This window comes from Streptomyces sp. 184, from assembly GCF_045781775.1.
GTDB lineage: Bacteria > Actinomycetota > Actinomycetes > Streptomycetales > Streptomycetaceae > Streptomyces.
In genome coordinates this window covers 2653789-2675073 of the sequence record NZ_CP123230.1, presented here as the reverse complement: position 1 = coordinate 2675073, position 21285 = coordinate 2653789, and the positions used below count along the sequence as shown (strand labels likewise).

20 protein-coding genes are annotated in these 21285 nt (G+C 74.0%); 13 read left to right on the top strand and 7 right to left on the bottom strand.

What is annotated here, in order from left to right:
- Positions 1-209 precede the first annotated feature (209 nt).
- Positions 210-722: a DUF5709 domain-containing protein gene (locus tag QBL21_RS11400; protein ID WP_407562023.1), complete on the top strand. Its 513-nt coding sequence runs from the start codon at positions 210-212 to the stop codon at positions 720-722.
- A gap of 31 nt (positions 723-753) precedes the next feature.
- On the opposite strand, the gene QBL21_RS11395 is transcribed toward QBL21_RS11400, so the two are convergent.
- The gene (locus QBL21_RS11395; RefSeq protein ID WP_407566385.1) at positions 754-1530 is read right to left on the bottom strand and encodes a DeoR/GlpR family DNA-binding transcription regulator; all 777 of its coding nucleotides are present in this window, start codon (positions 1528-1530) and stop codon (positions 754-756) included.
- 331 nt (positions 1531-1861) lie between these two features.
- On the opposite strand from QBL21_RS11395, the gene QBL21_RS11390 reads away from it, so the two are divergent.
- From QBL21_RS11390 to QBL21_RS11355, 8 genes are read left to right on the top strand one after another with little or no spacing between them, the layout of a single operon-like run.
- Positions 1862-2938, top strand: coding sequence for a sugar ABC transporter substrate-binding protein (locus QBL21_RS11390; protein ID WP_407562022.1), 1077 nt, complete (start codon positions 1862-1864; stop codon positions 2936-2938).
- A gap of 47 nt (positions 2939-2985) precedes the next feature.
- Complete coding sequence (locus QBL21_RS11385; RefSeq protein ID WP_407562021.1) at positions 2986-3819, top strand: ATP-binding cassette domain-containing protein; 834 nt, start codon at positions 2986-2988, stop codon at positions 3817-3819.
- Positions 3816-5066, top strand: a complete 1251-nt coding sequence (locus QBL21_RS11380) for a sugar ABC transporter permease (RefSeq protein ID WP_407562020.1) — start codon at positions 3816-3818, stop codon at positions 5064-5066. The genes QBL21_RS11385 and QBL21_RS11380 overlap by 4 nt, the downstream gene beginning before the upstream one ends.
- A 4-nt stretch (positions 5067-5070) precedes the next feature.
- A complete protein-coding gene (locus QBL21_RS11375) occupies positions 5071-6609 on the top strand; it encodes an FGGY family carbohydrate kinase (RefSeq protein WP_407562019.1) in 1539 nt (512 codons plus the stop codon).
- Complete coding sequence (locus QBL21_RS11370) at positions 6606-8183, top strand: FGGY-family carbohydrate kinase (protein WP_407562018.1); 1578 nt, start codon at positions 6606-6608, stop codon at positions 8181-8183. The genes QBL21_RS11375 and QBL21_RS11370 overlap by 4 nt, the downstream gene beginning before the upstream one ends.
- Positions 8180-8806: a histidine phosphatase family protein gene (locus QBL21_RS11365; protein ID WP_407562017.1), complete on the top strand. Its 627-nt coding sequence runs from the start codon at positions 8180-8182 to the stop codon at positions 8804-8806. Before QBL21_RS11370 ends, QBL21_RS11365 begins: the two co-directional genes overlap by 4 nt.
- A complete protein-coding gene (locus QBL21_RS11360) occupies positions 8803-9831 on the top strand; it encodes a 2-hydroxyacid dehydrogenase (protein ID WP_407562016.1) in 1029 nt (342 codons plus the stop codon). The genes QBL21_RS11365 and QBL21_RS11360 overlap by 4 nt, the downstream gene beginning before the upstream one ends.
- 20 nt (positions 9832-9851) lie before the next feature.
- Positions 9852-11045 (top strand): hypothetical protein, encoded by a 1194-nt coding sequence (locus QBL21_RS11355; RefSeq protein WP_407562015.1) that lies wholly within the window; start codon positions 9852-9854, stop codon positions 11043-11045.
- Positions 11046-11112: 67 nt separating this feature from the next.
- On the opposite strand, the gene msrB is transcribed toward QBL21_RS11355, so the two are convergent.
- From msrB to QBL21_RS11335, 4 genes are all read right to left on the bottom strand, one after another.
- The gene (gene msrB / locus QBL21_RS11350) at positions 11113-11532 is read right to left on the bottom strand and encodes a peptide-methionine (R)-S-oxide reductase MsrB (RefSeq protein WP_407562014.1); all 420 of its coding nucleotides are present in this window, start codon (positions 11530-11532) and stop codon (positions 11113-11115) included.
- Between the two features lies 1 nt (position 11533).
- A complete protein-coding gene (gene murC / locus QBL21_RS11345) occupies positions 11534-12943 on the bottom strand; it encodes a UDP-N-acetylmuramate--L-alanine ligase (protein WP_407562013.1) in 1410 nt (469 codons plus the stop codon).
- Positions 12944-13072: 129 nt separating this feature from the next.
- Complete coding sequence (locus QBL21_RS11340) at positions 13073-13540, bottom strand: indole-3-glycerol phosphate synthase (RefSeq protein WP_407562012.1); 468 nt, start codon at positions 13538-13540, stop codon at positions 13073-13075.
- 106 nt (positions 13541-13646) lie between these two features.
- On the bottom strand, positions 13647-14411 hold the full coding sequence (locus QBL21_RS11335; protein ID WP_407562011.1) for a pyrimidine reductase family protein: 765 nt from the start codon (positions 14409-14411) through the stop codon (positions 13647-13649).
- A gap of 65 nt (positions 14412-14476) precedes the next feature.
- Between QBL21_RS11335 and zapE the strand changes: the two genes are divergently transcribed.
- From zapE to QBL21_RS11320, 3 genes are all read left to right on the top strand, one after another.
- A complete protein-coding gene (gene zapE, locus QBL21_RS11330) occupies positions 14477-15676 on the top strand; it encodes a cell division protein ZapE (RefSeq protein ID WP_407562010.1) in 1200 nt (399 codons plus the stop codon).
- 104 nt (positions 15677-15780) lie between these two features.
- Positions 15781-17148 (top strand): alkaline phosphatase PhoX, encoded by a 1368-nt coding sequence (locus tag QBL21_RS11325; RefSeq protein ID WP_407562009.1) that lies wholly within the window; start codon positions 15781-15783, stop codon positions 17146-17148.
- Positions 17149-17325: 177 nt separating this feature from the next.
- Positions 17326-18261 carry a polysaccharide deacetylase family protein gene (locus QBL21_RS11320; RefSeq protein ID WP_407562008.1) on the top strand — a complete coding sequence of 312 codons (936 nt, stop codon included), beginning with the start codon at positions 17326-17328 and terminating at the stop codon, positions 18259-18261.
- 77 nt (positions 18262-18338) lie between these two features.
- On the opposite strand, the gene QBL21_RS11315 is transcribed toward QBL21_RS11320, so the two are convergent.
- Complete coding sequence (locus QBL21_RS11315) at positions 18339-19016, bottom strand: AIM24 family protein (protein WP_407562007.1); 678 nt, start codon at positions 19014-19016, stop codon at positions 18339-18341.
- 5 nt (positions 19017-19021) lie between these two features.
- Between QBL21_RS11315 and QBL21_RS11310 the strand changes: the two genes are divergently transcribed.
- Complete coding sequence (locus tag QBL21_RS11310) at positions 19022-19828, top strand: peptidyl-tRNA hydrolase (RefSeq protein ID WP_407562006.1); 807 nt, start codon at positions 19022-19024, stop codon at positions 19826-19828.
- 9 nt (positions 19829-19837) lie between these two features.
- Here the strand turns inward: QBL21_RS11310 and QBL21_RS11305 are convergent, their stop codons facing one another.
- Complete coding sequence (locus QBL21_RS11305) at positions 19838-21244, bottom strand: FAD-dependent oxidoreductase (protein ID WP_407562005.1); 1407 nt, start codon at positions 21242-21244, stop codon at positions 19838-19840.
- Positions 21245-21285: the final 41 nt, after the last annotated feature.

The window sequence follows — 21285 nt, the reverse complement described above, 5'->3', positions numbered from 1 at the left end:
CAGGCACATGCCGCTTCGCCACTGCCAAGGGTCGGGCGGACTCCGCCCTGGTCGGGGCCGGACACGGCGGGCTGCACCCGGGCGGCGCCGGGGGGCCGGCCCGTGGCACACGGCGGGAGCCCCGCCACCCGATCGGGCCGCCTGGGGTGTCCCGCGGGCGGGGCCCCGCCGAGGATGACCCCAGCGGAACTTCTCCACGGGAGGCGCGTGTGACGGGCAGCGACGGCGAGGACGACAGCGCCGCGGGCGACGAGGTCTACCAGCCCGACGCCTCCGGGGCGCTCGGCGACGGGACGCAGGACGACGAGGGGCTGCTGCCGCCGGAGGACACCCTCGACGGGCCCGTGGACCCCCTGGACGAGGGCTACTCCCCGCCCGAGAAACCCCGCGGCGTCGAGCACACCGGCGTCACCGCCGCCGAGCAGCGCCGCGGCGAGTCCCTGGACGAGCGCCTCGCCGAGGAGATCCCCGACCCGCCCGTCCTCCCCGAGGGCGACGGCGTCGGCGACACCCCCGACACCGACGGCGAGCTGATCGACGACGAGGTCGGCGACCGCCGCGCGGGCCGTCTCGTCGCGCCGGACGAGGGCGCGCACGAGGACGAGGAGAAGGACATGGTCGCCGCGGACGCGGGCATCGACGGCGCCGCGGCCTCGGCGGAGGAAGCCGCGGTCCACGTCGTCGACGAGGACGCGGAGAGCCCGCCCGACGACACCCCCTGAACCGTGTGCCGCCGCGCCCCGCGCACCCCGGTCACTCCGGGTGGGCGACCAGGACGTCCACCCCGTCGGCCTGGAGGGCGTCGAGGTCCGCGGGGTGGATGCCCGAGTCGACGATGACCAGGTCGAACGCCGTCACCGGGGCCAGTTGGTAGAGGCCGCGGCGGCGGAACTTGGTGTGGTCCACCAGCAGGATCTTGCGGGCGCACGCCTCCATCAGGGCGCGTTTGACCGCCACCGTCTCCTGCGACTGGTGGTAGCACTGGCCGCGGGTGATCGCCGTCGTGGAGGCGAAGAGGGTGTCGGCGTACAGGCTGGTGACCGCGTCGACCGTGCGCAGGCCGAGGAAGGCGTCGTACGCCGGGTAGTACGTGCCGCCCAGGGAGATCAGCTCGATGCCGGGGCTGCCGGCGAGTACCTGGGTGACCGGGACGAAGTTGGTGATGACGGTCAGCGGTGCCTGCTGGGTGAGCAGGCGGGTCAGGGCCAGGGCCGTGGTGCTGTCGTCGATGATGACCGACTGGCCGGACTTGACCAGCGGCAGCGCGGCGCGGGCCAGGGCGTTCTTCTCGGCCGTCATCGCCTGGGTGCGGTGGCGTACGTCGCCGTGGAAGGCGGTCGAGGGCTGGGCGGTGGCGCCGCCGCGGACCTTGCGGAGCCAGCCCCTGCTCTGGAGGTGGTCGAGGTCCCGGCGGATGGTCATGGGGGTCACGCCGAGTTCGTCGGCCAACTGCTCGATACGGACGAAGCCTTCGTCCACGACGCGGCCTTTGATGCGGTCTCTCCGCTCTCGCGGCTTTCGCCCGCTCATGTCCGCCGGCTGCCGGGTCTCTGCCCCCATGGAAACTCCTGTCCTCTTTCTGTGAAGTGAACATTCCCGTATCCGGACGCTACGCACCGCTCAGATCGCCGTACGAAGCGGATGGCGACGCGACTGCCTGCGCTGTCATGGCCCCCCACCGCGACCACCCTCGGGTCGATGTTAACCGCCCCTGATCGAGCGAACACTCAAAGGGGTGCGTTACCGGGGTTCGTTGTTCATTTTCTGAGGCCCGTTGACACGAATGAAACATCCGAGTTTCGTGTGCGTCGCTTCCCAGCGCCCTGCGCCCACGAGCAAGGACACGAGCAAGGAGTGGAACATGAGACGACTGGCCAGTTTTGCTCTCGCCGGCATCCTCGCCACCGGCGCACTGACGGCCTGTGCCGAGGAGCCCGGCAACTCCGGTGACGACGGCGAGGGCGGCGGCACCGGCGCCGGCAAGGTCGCGTTCCTCATGCCCGACCTGGCCTCCACCCGCTACGAGCAGTACGACGCCCCGCTGTTCAAGAAGCGGATGCGCGAGCTGTGCGACGAGTGCAAGGTCATCTACCAGAACGCCGACAGCGACGCCGCGCTCCAGCAGCAGCAGGCCAACTCGGCCATGGCGCAGGGTGCCAAGGTCATCGTCCTGGACCCGGTGGACTCCGAGTCGGCGGCGACCATCGTGCAGACCGCGCAGTCGCAGGGCGTCAAGGTCATCGCGTACGACCGGCCGATCCCCACCAAGCCGGCCGACTTCTACGTCTCGTTCGACAACGAGGCGATCGGCGAGTCCATCGGGCAGTCGCTCGTCGACCACCTCGACAAGGAGTCCGCCGAGGGCGGCATCCTCCAGGTCAACGGCTCGCCGACCGACGCCGCCGCCGGGCTGATCAAGAAGGGCATCCACAACGCCGTCGACGACAGCGGCTACAAGCTGCTCGCCGAGTACGACACCCCCGACTGGTCGCCGGAGAAGGCGCAGCAGTGGGTGAGCGGCCAGATCTCGCAGTACTCCGGCCGGATCGCCGGCGTGGTCGCCGCCAACGACGGCACCGGCGGCGGTTCGATCGCCGCGTTCAAGGCCGCAGAGGCCGACGTCCCGCCGGTCACCGGCAACGACGCGGAGCTTGCGGCCGTTCAGCGGATCATCGCCGGCGACCAGTTCAACACCATCTCCAAGCCGATCAAGACCGTCGCGGAGGCCGCCGCCGAGGTCACGTACGCCTTCATGCAGGGCGACAAGCCCAAGGCCGACACCCGGCTCTTCGACACGCCGTCCCAGCTCTTCCAGCCGACCGTCGTGACGCAGGAGAACCTCAAGGAGGTCATCTTCGGCCCCGACGGGGTGCTGAAGGCCGAGGACGTCTGCACCCGCGAGTACGCCGACGACTGCAAGAGCCTCGGCATCGGCTGACGGTACGCAGCCCTCCAACCCGGCGAAACGAAAGGAAACGGGTCACCATGACAGCCCCCGCCGCACCGGCCGCGCCCACCGTGCTGTCCCTGCGCGGCGTCAGCAAGCAGTTCGGCGCCGTCGCCGCGCTCACCGGCATCGACCTCGACGTGGCCGCCGGCGAGGTGGTGGCCGTCGTCGGGGACAACGGTGCCGGCAAGTCCACGCTGGTGAAGATCCTGTCGGGGGTGTACACCGCCGACGCGGGCACCATCTCCTTCCACGACCGGGAGGTCTCGCTCGGCTCCCCGGCCGACGCGCAGGCCATCGGCATCGCCACCGTCTTCCAGGACCTGGCGCTGTGCGAGAACCTCGACGTCAAGGCGAACCTCTTCCTCGGCCAGGAGCTGCGCCCCTGGATGCTGGACGACGTCGCCATGGAGACCCGCTCCTGGGAGCTGCTGCGCGAGCTGTCGGCCCGTATCCCCACCCTCGACGTGCCGGTCGCCGCCCTCTCCGGCGGCCAGCGGCAGACGGTGGCGATCACCCGGGCGCTGCTGGGCAAGCCCGAGGTGATCCTCCTCGACGAGCCGACCGCCGCGCTCGGCGTGGCGCAGACGGCCGAGGTGCTCAACCTCATCGAGCGGCTGAAGGGCAACGGCCTCGGCGTCGTCATGATCAGCCACAACATGGACGACGTACGCGCCGTCGCCGACCGGGTGGCCGTGCTCCGCCTCGGCCGCAACAACGGCGTCTTCGACGCCCGCACCGTCACCTCGGAGCAGGTCGTCGCCGCGATCACCGGCGCGGCGGACAACGTGGTCGCCCAGCGCGCGGCGCGCAGGGCCGCCGCCGCGCCGGGGCCGGACACCGCCCCGGGTAAGGAGAAGGAACTGCCGTGACATCCCTGGACACTCCGCTGGGCAAGGCCGCCGACCTCCAGGACGAGCGGCTCGCGACGCCCCAGGGCATCGGCGACGGCATCCGCGCCGCCGTCCGCCGCACCCGCGACGGCGACCTGGGCATGCTGCCCGTCGTCGCCGGCATCCTGGTCATCTGGACGATCTTCCAGTCGCTGAACCAGACGTTCCTGTCCAGCACCAACCTGGTGAACCTGGCCTTCGAGATGGTGCCCCTGGGCGTCATCGCGCTGGGCATCGTCTGCGTGCTGCTGGTCGGCCAGATCGATCTGTCGGTCGGCTCGGTCAGCGGCGTCTCGGCCGCGGCCACCGCCGTCGTCATGGTCAAGCACGAGCAGCCGATGGTGCTGGCGCTGGCCGTCGCGATCGCCGGCGGCTGCGCGATCGGCTGGCTCTACGGCCAGATACTGAACCGCTTCGGCGTGCCCAGCTTCGTCGTCACCCTGGGCGGGCTGCTGGCCTTCCTGGGCACCCAGTTGTGGCTGCTGCGCGACCAGAACGCCATCAACATCCCCTACGACTCGCCGCTGGTGAAGTTCGCGCAGGTGTGGTTCGTCCCCGAGGCGCTGGCCTACGTCTTCGCGGTCGCGGCGGCCGGCGGGTACCTCGCCGTGGGCTGGGTACGGGCCCGCAGCCGGCGCCGCGCCGGCCTGTCGTCGGTGTCGATGCACTGGCTCGGGCTCCAGGCGGGACTGCTGGCCGCGGCGCTGCTGTTCACGGTCTACTACCTCAACCGCACCCGGGGCGTCCCCTGGATGTTCATGCTCTTCGTCAGCCTGGTGCTGATGGTGCACTACGTCCTCACCAAGACGAAGTTCGGCCGGTCCCTGTACGCGGTGGGCGGCAATGCGGAGGCCGCCCGCCGGGCCGGCATCAACGTCCGCGCCGTCTACACCTCCGCGTTCGTCATGTGCTCGGCGCTGGCGGCGATCGGCGGCGTGCTGGCCGCGGCGCGGCTGGCGGCGGCGAACCAGTCCACCGGCACCGCGGACGTCAACCTCAACGCCATCGCCGCCGCGGTCATCGGCGGCACCAGCCTCTTCGGCGGCCGCGGTTCGGCGTTCGCCGCGCTGCTGGGCGTGCTGGTCATCCAGTCGATCTCCAGCGGTCTGACGCTGCTCAACCTGGACTCCTCGTACCGCTTCATCATCACGGGCCTGGTGCTGCTCGTCGCCGTCGCCCTGGACTCCGCGGCCCGCCGGTCGCGGCAGGCACACGGAAGGGGCTGAGCACATGACCGCGATCGCGATCGACGCCGGCACCACCGTCGTCAAGGTCGTCGGCTACGGCCCGGACGGCGCGGAGCTGACGGTCGGGCGGCGCCCGACCCGGGTGACGCGGCCCCGGCCGGGGTGGGCCGAGCAGGACATGGCCGACGTGTGGGAGGCGGTGGCCTCCGCCGTACGGGAAGTGGTCGCGGCGCTGCCCGCGCCGCCGGAGTTCGTCGCGGTGACCGGGCAGGGCGACGGGGCCTGGCTGGTCGACGGCGAGGGACGGCCCACCGGTCCCGCGGTGCTGTGGAACGACGGCCGCGCCGCCGGCATCGTCGGCGACTGGGAGCGCGACGGGACCGTGGACGAGGCGTTCCGCATCTGCGGCTCGCGGCTGTCCACGGGCATGCCGAACGCCGTGCTGGCGTGGCTGCGCGCGCACGACCCGGACCGCGTCGCCCGCTCCCGGCACCTGCTGACCTGCGGCGGCTGGCTGTTCTACAAGCTCACCGGGCAGCCGGCCGTGGACGAGTCGGAGGCCGCCGCCCCGTTCCTGGACATCGCCGGGCGTACCTGGTCGGACCGGCTGTTCGAGCTGTACGGGGTGGAGTGGGCCCGCGACCTGCTGCCGCCGCTGCGCGACGACGACCACCGCGTGACCCCGCTCGACGCCGCCGCCCGCGCCGAGACCGGGCTGCCGGAGGGCGTCCCCGTGGTGCTGGCGCCGTACGACATCTGCGCCACCGCGATCGGCTCCGGCGCGGTCAGCGCGGGCCGCGCCTGCACCATCCTCGGCACCACGCTCTCCACCGAGATCGTCACGGACTCGCCCGCCGTCGCCGGCCCGGCCGGCGGCCCCGCGGGCGAGCCCGTGGGCATCACCGTCCCGCTCGGCGTCCCCGGCCACTACCTGCGCGCCTTCCCCACCATGAGCGGCGGCGACATGCTCGACTGGGGCGCGAAGCTCCTCGGCCTCTCCTCGGCCGCCGAGCTGATGGAACTGGCCGAGCGCGGCGCCGAACACACCGCGGGGGTGCGGTTCATGCCGTACCTCTCCCCCGCCGGCGAGCGCGCGCCGTTCTTCGACCCGGCCGCCCGCGGCTCGCTGACCGGCCTGTCGCTGGACAGCGGCCGGCAGGACGTGGCCCGCGCGGTGGTGGAGGGCGTCACCCTGGCCATCCGCGACTGCCTCGCCGCCTCCCCCGCCGAGCCGGACCTGCTGACCCTCAGCGGCGGCGGCACCCGCAGCGGGTTCTGGATGCGGCTGATCTCCGACGTCACGGGCGTGCCCGTGGCGATCCCCGCGGACAGCGAGATCGGCGCCCGCGGCGCCTGGCTGACCGGCGCCGTCGCCACCGGCCGGGAGCCGGACTTCGCGACGGCGGCGGCCCGGCAGGTGCGGATCGCCGCGTCGTACGAACCGGACCCCGCCCGCGCCGCCGACGGCCGCTACGCCGAGTTCCTGCAACTCCGCGAACTGCACCGGCCGGTGTGGGCGCTGGGCCGCGAGCGTACGGCCGACGGGAACGGACCCGCGCACCCGGGTGGAGCCGGCGCATGACCGACCCGGATGCGGACGCCTGGCTCGGCATCGACCTGGGCACCCAGGGCGTCCGCGCGGTGGCCGCCGACTCCGCGGGGCACCTGCTCGGCGCGGGTACGGCCCCGCTGACCAGCGACCGGCGCGGCGAACGGCACGAGCAGGACCCGGACGAGTGGTGGCGCGCGGTCTGCGCCGCCGTCGGGCGGGCCCGCGCCGCGGGCGCCGACCCGCGCCGTATCCGGGCCGTGGCCGTCGACGCCACCTCCGGCACCGTCACCCTGACCGACCGGCACGGCCACACGGTCACCCCCGCGCTGATGTACGACGACGGGCGCGCCGCCGCCGAGGCCGAGAAGGTCAACGAGGCCGGCGAGGCGCAGTGGACCAGGGCCGGCTACCGGCGGATGCAGCGCTCCTGGGGGCTGCCCAAGCTGCGCTGGCTGCTCGACCGGCATCCGCGGGCCGCCGCGGACGGCTGGCGGCTGGCCCACCAGAGCGACGTGGTCAACCGCCGGCTCGTCGGCCACGACGTACCGGCCGACACCAGCAACGCGCTCAAGACCGGCGCGGACGCCGCCACCGTGAGCTGGCCCGAGGAGGTCTTCGCGGACCTCGGCATCCCCGCCGGGATGCTGCCCGCCCTGGTGCCGCCCGGCACCGTGCTGGGCGAGGTCTCGGCCGCGGCGGCCGAGGAGACCGGCCTGGTCGCGGGCACCCCGGTGGTCGCCGGGATGACCGACGGCTGCGCCGCCCAACTGGGCTCCGGCGCCACGGCGGTGGGGAGCTGGAACTCCGTCATGGGCACCACGCTGGTGCTCAAGGGCGTGACCGCCGAACTGGTCCACGACCCGGCGGGCGTCATGTACTCGCACCGCTCGCCCGCGGGCACCTGGCTGCCCGGCGGCGCGTCCAGCGTCGGGGCCGGGCTGGTGGCACAGGAGTTCGCCGGCGCGGACCTGGACCGGCTGACGGCCGGGGCGGCGGAGCTGCTGCCCACCGGGCTGCTGCGCTACCCGCTGGTCTCGCCCGGGGAGCGGTTCCCGTTCACCGCCCCGGCGGCGGTGGCGTTCCGCAGCCGCGAACCGGCGGGCCGCATCGAGGACTTCGCGGCGCTGCTCCAGGGGGCCGCGTACGTCGAGCGGCTCTGCTTCGACTACGCCGACCTGCTGGGCGCCCCCGCCACCGGGGCCGTCGTCCTCACCGGCGGCGCGACCCGCAACCCGGTGTGGAACCAGCTCCGCGCCGACGTGCTGCGCCGTCCGGTGACGCTGCCGCGCCACGCGCAGCCGGCGCTCGGCATGGCCGTCCTGGCCGCCGCCGCCCTCGACGGCACCGGCGGCGGCAGCACCGGCAGCACCGGGGGCGGCACCACCGGCAGCACCGGCGAGGGCAGGGGCACCGGCCCCGGCGCGGGTGGCGCCCTGGACCGCGCCGCCGCCGCGATGGTGCGGGCCGACCGCACCGTCGAGCCCCGCGACCCGTACCGATCCGCCCACGACGAGGGCTACGTCCGGCTCGTCGACCTGCTGGCCCGGCGCGGCTGGCTGCCCGAGGTCGTCGCGGCCCACGCACGAGAGAGGACCGCGTCATGAGCCTCAACGTCATCTTCGTCCGGCACGGGGAGAGCGTCTGGCACGGCGAGAACCGCTACGCCGGCGCCACCGACATCGACCTCACCGAGCACGGCCGCGCCCAGGCCGCCGCCCTCGCCGACTGGGCGGCGCAGGCGGGGCTGACGGCCGTGTGGTCCTCCCCGATGCTGCGCTGCCGGCAGACGGCGGCGGACAGCGCGGCCCGCGCCGGGCTGCCCCTGCACCTGGAGCCGCGGCTGAGCGAGCTGGACTTCGGCGTCGCCGAGGGGCTGACCCGCGGCGAGATGCGCGAGCGGATGCCCGAGGCGGTGGCGTCCTTCGAGGCCGACCCGGTGGCCAACCACTTCCCCGAGGGGGAGAACCCCGCGGTGGTCGCCGAGCGCTACGTCGCCTTCCTCACCGAACTGCGCGCCGAGCACGACGACGGCGGCCGGATACTCGTCGTCGCCCACTCCACCGCCATCCGGCTCGCCCTGTGCCGGCTGCTCGGCCTGCCGCTGCGCGACTACCGCCGCCGCTTCCCCCACCTGGCCAACTGCGCCCTCAACGAACTGGTCCTCAGCGACGGCAGCCCCGCGCTGCTGACGCTGAACCGCCCCGTGACCCCCGGAGTCCCCGCGTGACCACGATCCTCGCCGCCGGCGACCACTTCGTCCGCAACGACCTGCTCCGCGAGCGCCTGCGCCCGGTCGCGCCGGACGCCGAGGTCCGCGAGCTGACCCTGCCCTGGCCCGTCGAGCCGTTCGGCCCGGTGGCCGAGGTCCGCGAGGCGTCGGGGACGGAGGACCAGCTCATCGAGGCCCTGGACGGCGCCGGGATCTGCGTGACGCAGATGGCGCCGCTGACCGAGCGCGTCCTCGCCGCCAGCCCCGACCTGCGGCTGTTCTGCGTCAGCCGCGGCGGGCCCGTCAACGCCAATCTGGCCGCGGCCACCCGCCACGGCGTCGCCGTCACCTACGCCCCCGGCCGCAACGCCACCGCCACCGCCGAGCACACCGTGGCCCTCATGCTGGCCGCCGCCCGCCGGGTCCCCGCCACCCACGCGGACCTGGCGGCCGGCATCTGGCGCGGCGACTACTACCGCTACGAGAGCGTCGGCCCGGAGCTGGCGGACAGCACCGTCGGCATCGTCGGCTACGGCGCCATCGGCTCCCGCGTGGCCCGTATCGCCCGCGGCTTCGGCGCCCGGGTGCTCGTCGCCGACCCCTTCGCCGACGCGGCGGCCGTCGCGCCGGACGAACTGGTCGGTCTCCCCGAGCTGATGAATCGTTCCGCCTTCGTCACGGTGCACGCCCGCGCCACCCCGGAGACCGAGGGGCTGATCTCCCGCGAGCTGATCGGCCTCATGCCCGCCGGCGGCGTCCTCGTCAACTGCGCCCGCGGCTCCCTCGTCGACTACGACGCGGTCTGCGACGCCCTCGACGAAGGCCGCCTCTTCGGCGCCGCGTTCGACGTGTTCCCCGTCGAACCGGTGCCCGCCGACTCGCGACTGCCCCGTACCCCGGGCGTCGTGATGACCCCCCACCTGGCCGGTGCCAGCCGCCAGACCGCCCACAACGCGGCCGGCATGGTCGCCGCCGAGGTCGGCCGGCACCTGGCCGGCCGGCCCCTGCTCCACTGCGCGAATCCGGAAGTGCTCACGAGATGAACCCGTGGAAAGGAACCCGCATGCGCGGCAAGTACCGTACGGCCAGAGCGGCCGTCGTCGCCGGCATAGCCGTCCCCGCCCTCCTCCTCACCGCCGCCCCCGCCGGCTTCGCGGCCGCGAACGCACCCGCGGACGCATCCGCGGCGGCCAAGCCGCGCCCGCCCGAGCTGCCCACCCACATCGAGGGCGGGGCGTGGCCGACGAGCCACGTCCAGGGCGTCACCGTCGACACCAAGCGCGGCCACGTCTACTGGTCGTTCACGCAGATGCTGGTCAAGACCGACCTCGACGGCAACGTGATCGGCACCGTCGAGGGCCTCACCGGCCACCTCGGCGACATCGACCTGAACGACCGCGACGGCCGCGTCTACGGCTCGCTCGAATACAAGGCGGAAGAGGCGTTCTACATCGCCGTCTTCGACGTGGACAGGATCGACCGGGTCGGCATGAACGCCGAGACCGACGGCGTGATGACCGCCGTTCACCTGAACGAGGTCGTCGAGGACTTCACCGCCGACATGAACGGCGACGGCGTCTTCGACGGCGACACCGCGAACACCCCCGACCACCGCTACGGCTGCTCCGGCATCGACGGCGTCTCCTTCGGCCCGGAGTTCGGCAAGCGCGGCGGGGCGCAGAAGCTGATGGTCGCGTACGGCGTGTACTCCAACACCGAGCGCACGGACAACGACCACCAGGTGGTCCTTCAGTACGACGTGCGCGACTGGCGCCGCTACGAGCGCCCGCTGTCGCAGGCGGACCCGCACCGCAGCGGCCCGAAGCGGCACGGCGGCAAGTTCTTCGCGTACACCGGCAACACCACCTACGGCGTGCAGAACCTCCAGTACGACCCGTACACCCGCAACTGGATCATGGCGGTCTACGACGGCGTGAAGGAGGGCTTCCCGAACTACTCCTTCTTCACCGTCGACGCCTCGAAGAAGCCGGTGCGCGGCGAGATCAGGGGCCAGGCGAAGCCCGAGAAGGGCAAGCTGCTGACCCTGCGCGACGCGGGCCTGAATGACCCGGCGACGGGTCTGCGCGGCTGGGAGTTCCACGGCAACTACGGCATCGACGCGCTGGGCGACGGCCGCTACTACGTCGCCGAGGGCCGGGCCGTGACCGAGGACGGCGTGAAGAAGCAGGAGGGCGAGGTCTACCTCTACCGCTGGACCGGCGAGACCCCGGCCCCGTTCGCGCGCGTCGGGGACTGACACCCGGCGCGCTCGCGCCTCCCGGGCCCGCGTACATCGGGGGCGGGCCCGGGGGGTCCCCGGCGGGCTACCGTCCGGCGGACTCGCCGGCGGGCAGCAGCCGCAGGGAGACGGAGTTGATGCAGTAGCGCTGGTCGGTCGGCGTCGGGTAGCCCTCGCCGCTGAAGACGTGGCCCAGGTGGGAGCCGCAGCGGGCGCAGCGCACCTCGGTACGGACCATGCCCAGCGAGCGGTCCTCCACCAGCTCGACGGCCTCGCTCTGCGCGGGGTCGTAGAAGCTCGGCCAGCCGCAGTGGCTCTCGAACTTCTCCGCCGAGCGGAACAGCTCGGCCCCGCAGGCGCGGCACTCGTAGACGCCCTCGGCCTTGGTGTCGGTGTACTCGCCGGTGAAGGCGGGCTCGGTGCCCGCCTGCCGCAGGACGCGGTACTCCTCGGGCGCCAGCTCCGCGCGCCACTGCTCGTCCGGCTTGTCGACCTCGTATGTCATCTCAGCCCTCCAGTCGGGACAGGATCCGGTCTCCCAGCTCGGTGACGTCCCCTGCCCCCATGGTGAGAACGAGATCACCGGGCTTCGCCATTCCTGCGACCAGCCCGGGGACGGCGGCCATGTCGGGTGCGGGGGTGACGTCGGCGCCCGCGCCGCGCGCGGCTTCGATGATGATGTCGCTGGTCACGCCGGGGATGGGGTCCTCGCGGGCGGGATAGATGCCGAGCACGAGGGAGGCGTCGGCGAGCGCGAGGGCCCGGCCCATCTCGGTGCCCAGCTCGCGGGTGCGGGAGAACAGGTGCGGCTGGAAGACGACGAGGATGCGGCCGGAGCGCCCGCCGCGGCCGTCGTCGGCGGCGGCCCGTACGGCCTCCAGGTCGGCGGCCATCTCGGTGGGGTGGTGCGCGTACGTGTCCACGACCCGTACGCCCGCGGCCGTGCCCTTCGGCTGGAGCCGCCGGCCGACGCCGGTGAACGACGCCAGCGCCGGTGCCAGCTCCGCGGCGGGCACGCCGGCCGCGGCGCCGGCGGCCAGGGCGGCGACGGCGTTGTGGGCGTAGTGGCGGCCGGGGACGGAGACGCCGAAGGTGAGCTTCGCCCCGTCGAGCAGCACGGTGACGTCGCTGGCCAGGCCCCGGGGGGTGACGGAAAGGACGCGCGCGTCGGCGTCGGGTGACTCGCCGTAGGTGACGGTGCGCACGCCGCTGCCGGCCAGCCGGCGGGTCAGCTCGCGGGCGCCGGGGTGGTCGGCGGAGACGACCAGGGTGCCGCCGGGGACGATGCGGGCGGCGAAGGTCTCGAAGGAGGCGTAGATCTCCTCCAGCGAGGCGTAGTTGGCGTGGTGGTCCAGCTCGACGTTGAGGACGATGGCGACCTCGGGCGCGTACTTGTGGAAGCTGCGGTCGCTCTCGTCGGCCTCGGCGACGAAGAGGTCGCCGGTGCCGTGGTGCGCGTTGGAGCCGGGGGCGTCGATGTCGCCGCCGATGGCGTACGAGGGGTCGCGGCCCAGCGTGCGCAGGGCGACGGCGAGCATCGAGGTGGTCGTCGTCTTGCCGTGGGTGCCGGCGACGGCGACCGGGCGCAGCCCGTCCATGACGGCGGCGAGCGCGTCGGAGCGGTGCACCACGGGCAGGCCGCGCTCGCGGGCGGCGGCCAGCTCGGGGTTGTCCTCGCGGATGGCGGAGGAGACGACGGCGGCGCTGGCGCCGGGGCCGAGGTGCCCGGCGGCGTGGCCGAGGTGCACGACGGCGCCCAGCTCACGGAGCGCGGCGGCGGTGCCGGACTCCCGCGCGTCGCTGCCGGCGACGGCGGCGCCGCGCTGGGCGAGGATCTTCGCGATGCCCGACATACCGGCGCCGCCGATGCCGATGAAGTGCGGACTCTCCAGCGTGGGCGGGATCCCCGGGGTCATGTGGTGCGCTCCTTGGGCTCGGGTGGGACGCGACGATTCTCGCACTCCGCGACCGCGTTCCGGGGCCGGACCGCGAGGGCGCGGCCGGTGTCCCGGCCGGGTGGCGCCCCCGCGGCCCCGAGCGCGGGATCAGCCGTTGTGCGCGAAGAGCTTCAGCACCGGCACGCCGACCTTGTGTCTGGCCCGGGAGGCCCAGTCGCGGTGGAAGAACTCCTCCACCAGGTGGGGTGCGGTGAGCACGATCACCTCGTCGGCGCGCGTCTGCTCCACGACGGACGTCAGCAGGTCCAGCGGGTGCCGGTCGACGATCTCCCCGACCGCCTCCGCGCCCTGCTCGCGCAGCGCCTTCAGGGAGTGCTCCAGCGCCAGCTTGGCGGTGGGCAGCGCCTCGTGCCCCTCCGGCTCCTCCGACTCGCGGACCGCGTCCTCCAGCTCTCCCAGCGCTACGTCGTCGAGCGCCCGCAACAGCACTCCCTGGTCCCCGCGGGGTTGCAGCAGCACGACGAAGCTGACGGGCTCCTGGCCGTGGAGCGTGGTGAGCATCTCCACATCCACGGGCGCGAGCGGCTTCTCGATCATCAGGACGGTGGTGAACACGATGGACGCCCTTCTTCCGCACAGGCACGAGGACCACGTCAGAAACGATCCTGCCGATTAAGTCTGCCCCAGCGCGGCTAAGCGGAACGTGATATTCCGCAGATTGTCAGAACCGACGGTAACGCGTGAACAGAAAGCCGGCCTCCTCCATGACCGACTCCAGGCCGAGGCCCAGCGGCTGTGCCCGCGGGGCGGCTCCGTGCATGATCCGTGGCGCGTCTCCCAGGGCCGCGAGGGGCGCCAGAGTGAGGCACAGCTCGTCGAGCACCCCCGCCCGGGCGAAGCCCTCCAGCGCGGTGGGGCCGCCCTCCGTCAGCAGCCGCCGGTGCCCGCGCTCGGCGAGCGCGACGACGGCCGCCGCCGGGTCGGCGCCGCGGCCCCGGCCCGCGACCACCACCTCCACCCCCGCTGCCCGGGCCGCGGCCAGCCGCTCCGCGGGCGCCTGCGCGCCCGTCAGCAGCAGCGTCGGGACGGCCGGCGCGCTGAACAGCGGCAGCGAGAAGTCCAGGTCGAGGGAGGCGGAGAGCACCGCGACGGGCGGCGCGGGACCCTGGCCGGCCGCGGCCCTGCGGGCGGCGAAGGCCGCCCGGGCGCGAGCCGGCCGGTACCCCTCAAGGCGTACCGTTTCTGCACCCACGACCACCACGTCCGCCAGCCCGCGAAGCACGCCGAAGAGGCGCATGTCCGCCTCCGACGACAGCGCCTGGGAGCGCCCGGCGAAGGACGCGGCGCCGTCGGCGGAGCTGACCATGTTGGCCCGTAGCCACACGCCTTCGGCCGGGTAGGCATAGGCGTCGGCAAGCTCGTCCAGGGACCACTCGCGATCGGCGAGCGCGGACGGATCTGCGGGTACGGGCAGGAGGCGACGCATAAGCGGCAGTGTGGCATGACGCACTGGTGTACGGCTTGCCGAGGCCCCGACCGTACAGTGAGAACGTGCCCTCATCCGCCTCCGCCTCCACCGCCGACACGCCCGGCGCCGGCATATCCCCCGGTGCGCTCACGGGCCGCGAGCCGCACGTCCCCGCCGAGCGGCTGGTGGCCGAACTGGTGCCGCCGCCGCGCTTCGACTCGGTGCGCTTCTCGACCTACGTCCCGGACCCGGCCCACCCTGGCCAGGCCGAGGCCGTACGGGCGCTGGCGGCCTTCGCCGCCGGGCTCGGCGGCGCCACCGCCCGCCGAGGCGGGGGAAGCCGGCGGCCGTGGTGGCGGCGGGCGCCGGAGGAGCCGGCCGGGCCGCGCGGGGTGTATCTGGACGGCGGCTTCGGCGTCGGCAAGACGCACCTGCTGGCCTCCGTCTGGCACGCCACCGAGGCGGCGCCCGAGCGCAAGGGCTTCTGCACCTTCGTGGAGCTGACGAACCTGGTGGGCGCGCTCGGCTTCCAGCAGACGGTACGCACCCTCGGCGGCCACCGGCTGCTGTGCATCGACGAGTTCGAACTGGACGACCCCGGCGACACCGTGCTGGTCTCCAGCCTCCTCGGCAAGCTCGTCGACGCCGGCGTCGCGCTGGCCGCCACCTCCAACACCCTGCCCGGCAAGCTGGGCGAGGGCCGCTTCGCCGCGGCCGACTTCCTGCGCGAGATACAGGGCCTGGCCGCCCGCTTCCGCCCGCTGCGCATCGACGGCGACGACTACCGCCACCGCGGCCTGCCCTCCCCCGCCGGCCACGCCCTCACTGGCGGGGGTACCCCCACCTCCGCCCCACTGACCGACGAGGCCGTCACCCGCGCCGCCGGCGCCGCCCCCGGCGCCACCCTCGACGCCTTCCCCGACCTCCTCGGCCACCTCGCGCGCGTCCACCCCAGCCGCTACGGCGCGCTGACCGACGGCGTACGGACCGTCTGCCTGACCGGCGTGCGGCCGGTGGCCGACGAGGCGACGGCGCTGCGGCTCGTGGTGCTCGCGGACCGGCTGTACGACCGGGAGATACCCGTGCTCGCCTCCGGCGTTCCGTTCGACCGGCTCTTCGGCTCCGCGATGCTCGCCGGCGGGTACCGCAAGAAGTACTTTCGCGCGATATCCCGGCTCACCGCTCTGGCCCGCGAAGCCCGCCGTGACCAGGACGAACAGAACACCGCGGGCGACCGCCCGACGGCAGAGAGTACCGGCGGCACCCGGCCACCAGAGGACTAGACCCTTCACACACCTGTCACCTGGTTCACTTTCGGTTCACCGGGTGGTACACACGATCGGGTCACCGTTCTCCTGTTCCGTCAGCAGGGAGTTGGTCAGTCCGTATGTCTGCAACACGACGTCAGGTTCTCGCCCGCACCGGTGCGCTCGGCGCCGGCATCGCCTTCACCGGAAGCGTCTCCGAGCTGTACGCCGGAACGGCCGCCGCGCACGCCCCGCAGGACGCCGGCTACGGCCCGCTCGTCCCCGACCCCGACGGCCTCCTGGACCTCCCCGAGGGCTTCCGCTACCGGGTGCTCTCCCGCGAAGGCGACCAACTGCTCTCCGGCGAGGGCACCGTGCCCTCCAACCACGACGGCATGGCCGCCTTCCGCGCCCGCGGCGGCGGAGCTGACGTACGGCTCGTCCGCAACCACGAGAACCGCCACAACGCCACGCACCGCGTCCCCGCCATCGAGGGCCTGACGTACGACCCCATGGGCATGGGCGGCTGCACCGTGCTGGACGTCGGCCGGAACGGCAAGCTGGAGGGCGAGCGCGTCGGCATCGCCGGCACCGCGGTCAACTGCGCCGGCGGGCCCAGCCTCTGGGGCACCTGGCTGACCTGCGAGGAGACCGAGGACAAGGCCGGCACCAACGGGTACACCAAGGACCACGGCTTCATCTTCGAGGTCGACCCCTGCGACCCGCACGAGAGCGGCGCCGTCCCGCTCACCGCGATGGGCCGCTTCCAGCACGAGGCCGTCGCCTTCGACCCGTCCAACGGCGTCGTCTACGAGACCGAGGACGCCTTCGAGCAGCCGTTCGGGCTCTTCTACCGCTTCCTGCCGAAGAAGCCCAAGCGCGGCGTCGGCTCGCTGCGGGCCGGCGGCGAACTCCAGGCCATGCGGGTGCCGGACGTGCCGGACCTGTCGGTGGTCGAGGAGATCGGCACCACGTTCGACGACGTCGAGTGGATCGAGGTCCCCGACCCGCTGGCGGCCGAGACCCCGATCCGCCACCAGGACTTCGGGCGCGCCATGTCGCACGCGCAGAAGCTGGAGGGCTGCTACTGGGGCGGCAAGTCGGTGTACTTCGTCTCCAGCTTCGCCAAGACCGCCGAGGGCTCGGGCGGCGACCACTTCGGCCAGGTGTGGCGCTACACCCCGCGGACCAACGAGCTGAAGCTCGTCATCCGCTTCGGCCCCGACCACGGCGTCGACACCCCCGGCGAGTCCCCGGACAACATCGCCCTGTCGCCCTCGGGCGGCCTGTTCCTCTGCGAGGACGGCGGCGGCGAGCAGCACGTCTACGGCGTCTCGCGGCGGGGCGAGGTCTTCGCGGTGGCGCGCAACCGGCAGAACACGGGCAGCGCGGAGGAGCCGGAGTACGGCGAGTTCGCCGGCGTCACGTTCTCGCCGAGCGGCCGGACGATGTACGTGAACTGCTACGCGCCCGGCACCACGTTCGCCATCACCGGCCGCTGGCGGTAGCCGCCCGGCCCGTACGTACCGTGCGCACCGTACGTACGGCACGCACCGTACGTACCGCCCCTCGACGCGGCGCCGGCCCCGGCCTGATCCGGGCCGGCGCCGCGGCGCGCGTAGCCCGTTCACCCGGGCGCTCGCTCTGGCGCGCGCGCCCCCTGCGGGCGCTCTTACGCTCCCCGCATGATCCACTTCCGGCGCCCGCGCCCCGCCCGCGCGGCCCTCGTCGCGCTGCTCGCCCTCTTCCTCCCGGCGTGCGCCGAGGCGCCCGCGCCCTCGGCACCGGTCGGCGCGCCCGCCGCGCGGGACTACAGCGACCACCCGGCGGCGTACGGGACGGGACAGCCGCCGCTCCGGCCGCCGGAACAGCCGCCTGACCGGGCGCCCCGGAAGGCGCACGGCGACACGTACGGCGAGGCCAAGGCGCCGCGGGCCCGCGCGGGGCGCGCGCCGGTGTGGCGGCACGGCGCCCGCGGGACCGCGGGCGGCAAGCGCGTCGCGCTCACCTTCGACGCCGACATGATGGCCGGCCAGCACGCCCGCGCCGACGCCGGCGAGCGGTTCGACAACCCCGGGCTCATCGCCGCGCTACGGGAGCTGAAGGTGCCCGCCACCGTCTTCATGACCGGCACCTGGGCCGCCCGCTACCCCGACCAGGCCCGCGCCATCGGCCGCGACCCGCTCTTCGAGGTGGCCAACCACTCCTACAGCCACCACGCCTTCGCCGCCCCCTGCCACGGGCTGCCCGAGGCCGGCCCCGGCGCCCTGCGCGGCGAGGTCGAGCGCACCTTCGCCGAGCTGCGCCGCGCGGGCGTGCCCGCGCCCGTCCCGTACTTCCGCTTCCCCGGCGGCTGCTACGACGACGAGGCGCTGCGCGACCTCGCCCCGACGGGCGTGACCGCGGTGCAGTGGGACGTCTCCAGCGGCGACGCGTTCGCCACCGACCCGGCCGCGGTGGCCGAGGAGGTGCTGACGCGGGTGCGGCCGGGGTCGGTGGTCGTCCTGCACGTCACGCGCAGCGCGGCGCCGGTCACGGAGGAGGCGGTGCGCGAGATCGTGCCGGAGCTGCGCCGCCGCGGCTACGGCTTCGCCAGGGTCTCGGAGCTGGCGGCGGGCTGAGGCGCGTACGGGCCGCGCCCGCGGTGCCGGCGGAGGGCGGGCGGGACGCTCGCCGCCCCCGCCGCCGCGGCGGGGGGTCACCCGGCGGGCGCCCCCGTGCCGGTCTCGCTCGGCCGCACCACGACGAACCCCTCGCCGTCCAGCCGGAGCTGCATGACCTCGCCGGAGCCGCCGCGGATCATGGACCCGAAGCTCTGCGAGCGGTGCAGCCCCGTCTGGAGCTGCGTGCTCCAGCCGACGACGGCGTCGGTGTCGACGAAGACCGGGTAGCCGGGCGAGACGGGGATGACGATCGGCGTACCGTCGCAGACCACGCCCAGCCGGCCCTGGCCGGTGAACACGCTGTTGAACAGCCCGCCGCCCGCCATGCCGGCGCCCTTGACCACCTTGATGTCGTAGGACAGCGTCGAGTCGAAGCACAGCACGTTGCGCCCGTTGAGGGTGAGGCTGTCGTTCGGCTGGTCGAAGTCGAGGATGAAGCAGTTCGCCGCGCTGAGCGCGAACCAGCACTCGCCCTGGCCCTTCACCGACATGAGCGCCAGCCCCTCGCCGGTGACGGCGCGCTTGAGGAACTGGCCCGCCCCCTGGCCCTTCTTCTCGAACTGGAGACTGCCCCGGTAGGCGATCATCGCGCCCTGGCGGGCCAGGCACTCGCCGTTGACGGCGTACTTGATGGACTTGGAATTCTGGAGAGTCATACCGGCCTGCGTCGCAGGCTCGGCCATGTTTTCCTTCGCGAACAAATCACTGCGCATACGGCATGATCTGCCGGAATCCCTCCCTCCGCCAAGCAGACGGCGCCCCTGGCACACTTGACCGCGTGACCAGCGCCGGAACCAGCCCCCTCCCGCACGAGGCGGTGAGCCGCGACGAGCTGCCGCAGTTCGTCCTCCCCCTCGTCGTACGCATCGAACGCGGCAGCCCGCCCGCGCGCACCGACGCGCTCCAGACGGCGGCCCGCGCGGTGCTGGCCCTGCTCGCGGACGAGCGCTCGGCCGGCGAGGGCCCGTGGGCCGAGGCGGTACGGGACTGGCAGGACGCCCGGATCCGCAAGGTGGTGCGGCGCGCCCGGGGCGCGGAGTGGCGCCGCGCGGAGGCGCTGCCGGGGATCACGGTGACGTCGGCGGGCGGCGGGGAAGGCGCGTCCGGGGACGGCCCGGACGCCGCCGAGGTGCGGGTCTTCCCGCCCGTACCGCTCGACGGCTGGCCCAGGGACCTCGCCCGGCTCCAGGTCTCCGGCACCGACCTCGACGACCCCGTGCCCCCTGCCCCGCCCGCGCCCGGGGTCCCGGTGCTGTGGCTGGCGCCCGGCCTCGGCATGACCGCGGGCAAGGCCATGGCGCAGGCGGGCCACGGGGCCCAACTCGCCTGGTGGGAGCTGTCAGACGGCGACCGCGCGGCCTGGCGCGCCGCCGGCTTCCCCGTCGCCGTCCGCACCGCGGCGCCGGAGCGCTGGGCGGGGCTGGTCGCGAGCGGGCTGCCGGTGGTCAGGGACGCCGGCTACACCGAGATCGCCGCCGGCAGTTGCACCGTCGTCGCCGACCACCCGGCGCTGCGCGCCGGCTGACCCGGGCCGTCAGCCGCCCTCGCTCTCCCGCGCGTCGTCCGCGACCGCCGCCGCCGCCTTGCGCGCCGCGACCAGCACCGGGTCCCACACCGGCGAGAACGGCGGTGCGTACCCCAGGTCCAGGGCCGTCATCTGCTCGACCGTCATGCCCGCCGTCAGCGCCACCGCCGCCACGTCCACCCGCTTGCCGGCGCCCTCGCGGCCGACGATCTGCACGCCGAGCAGCCGGCCCGTACGCCGCTCCGCGAGCATCTTCACGTGCATGGGCGCGGCCCGCGGGTAGTAGCCGGCGCGGCTGGTCGACCGGATGGTGACCGTCACGTACTGGAGGCCCACCTCGCGCGCCTGCGCCTCCAGCAGACCCGTACGGGCGATCTCCAGGTCGCACACCTTGCTGACGGCCGTGCCGACCACTCCGGGGAAGGTGGCGAAGCCGCCGCCGACGTTGCGGCCGATGACCTGCCCGTGCTTGTTGGCGTGGGTGCCCAGCGGGATGTAGCGCTCGCGGCCCGACACCAGGTCGAGCACCTCGACGCAGTCGCCGCCCGCCCACACGTTCTCCTGCCCCCGCACCCGCATCGCGAGGTCCGTCAGCAGCCCGCCGGACTCGCCCAGCGGCAGCCCCGCGTCCCGCGCGAGCCCGGTCTCCGGGCGTACGCCGAGGCCGAGCACGACGACGTCCGCCGGGTACTCGCCCTGCGCCGCGGCCACGCCGCGCACCTCGCCGTCCGTGCCGGTGAGGATCTCGGTGACCTCGGCGCCGGTGACGGTCGTGATGCCGTTGCCGTTCATCGCCTCGTGCACCAGCGCGCCCATGTCGGGGTCGAGGGTGTTCATGGGCTGGTCGGCGCGCTCCAGCACGGTGACGTGGATGCCGCGGTGGCAGAACGCCTCGGCCATCTCCACGCCGATGTACCCGGCGCCGACCACGACCGCGTGCCGCACCTGCTTCTTCTCCAGCCGGTCCAGCAGGTCCTGGCCGTCGTCCAGGCTCTGCACGCCGTGCACCCCGGGCGCGTCGATGCCGGGCAGCGGCGGGCGCCGCGGGCGGGCGCCGGTGGCGACCACCAGGTGGTCGAAGCCGTGCCAGCGCTCCTGCGCGCCGCCCTCCTCGTCGAGGGCCCGGGTGCGCACGCACTGCCGGTCCAGGTCGATCTCGGTGACCTCGGTACGCATCCGCAGGTCGATGCCGCGCCGGCGGTGCTCCTCGGGGCTGCGGGCGATGAGCCGGTCGCGCTCGGCGACCTCGCCGCCGACCCAGTACGGAATGCCGCAGGCGGAGTACGACGTGAACCGGCCGCGCTCGAACGCGGTGATCTCCAGCTCGTCCGGCGCCTTCATCCGGCGCGCCTGCGACGCCGCGGACATGCCCGCCGCGTCGCCGCCGATGACCACCATCCGCTGCTTGGCCCCCATGACGCTCCCTTTCTCCGCCGTGAGGGACACGCTACGTCTGG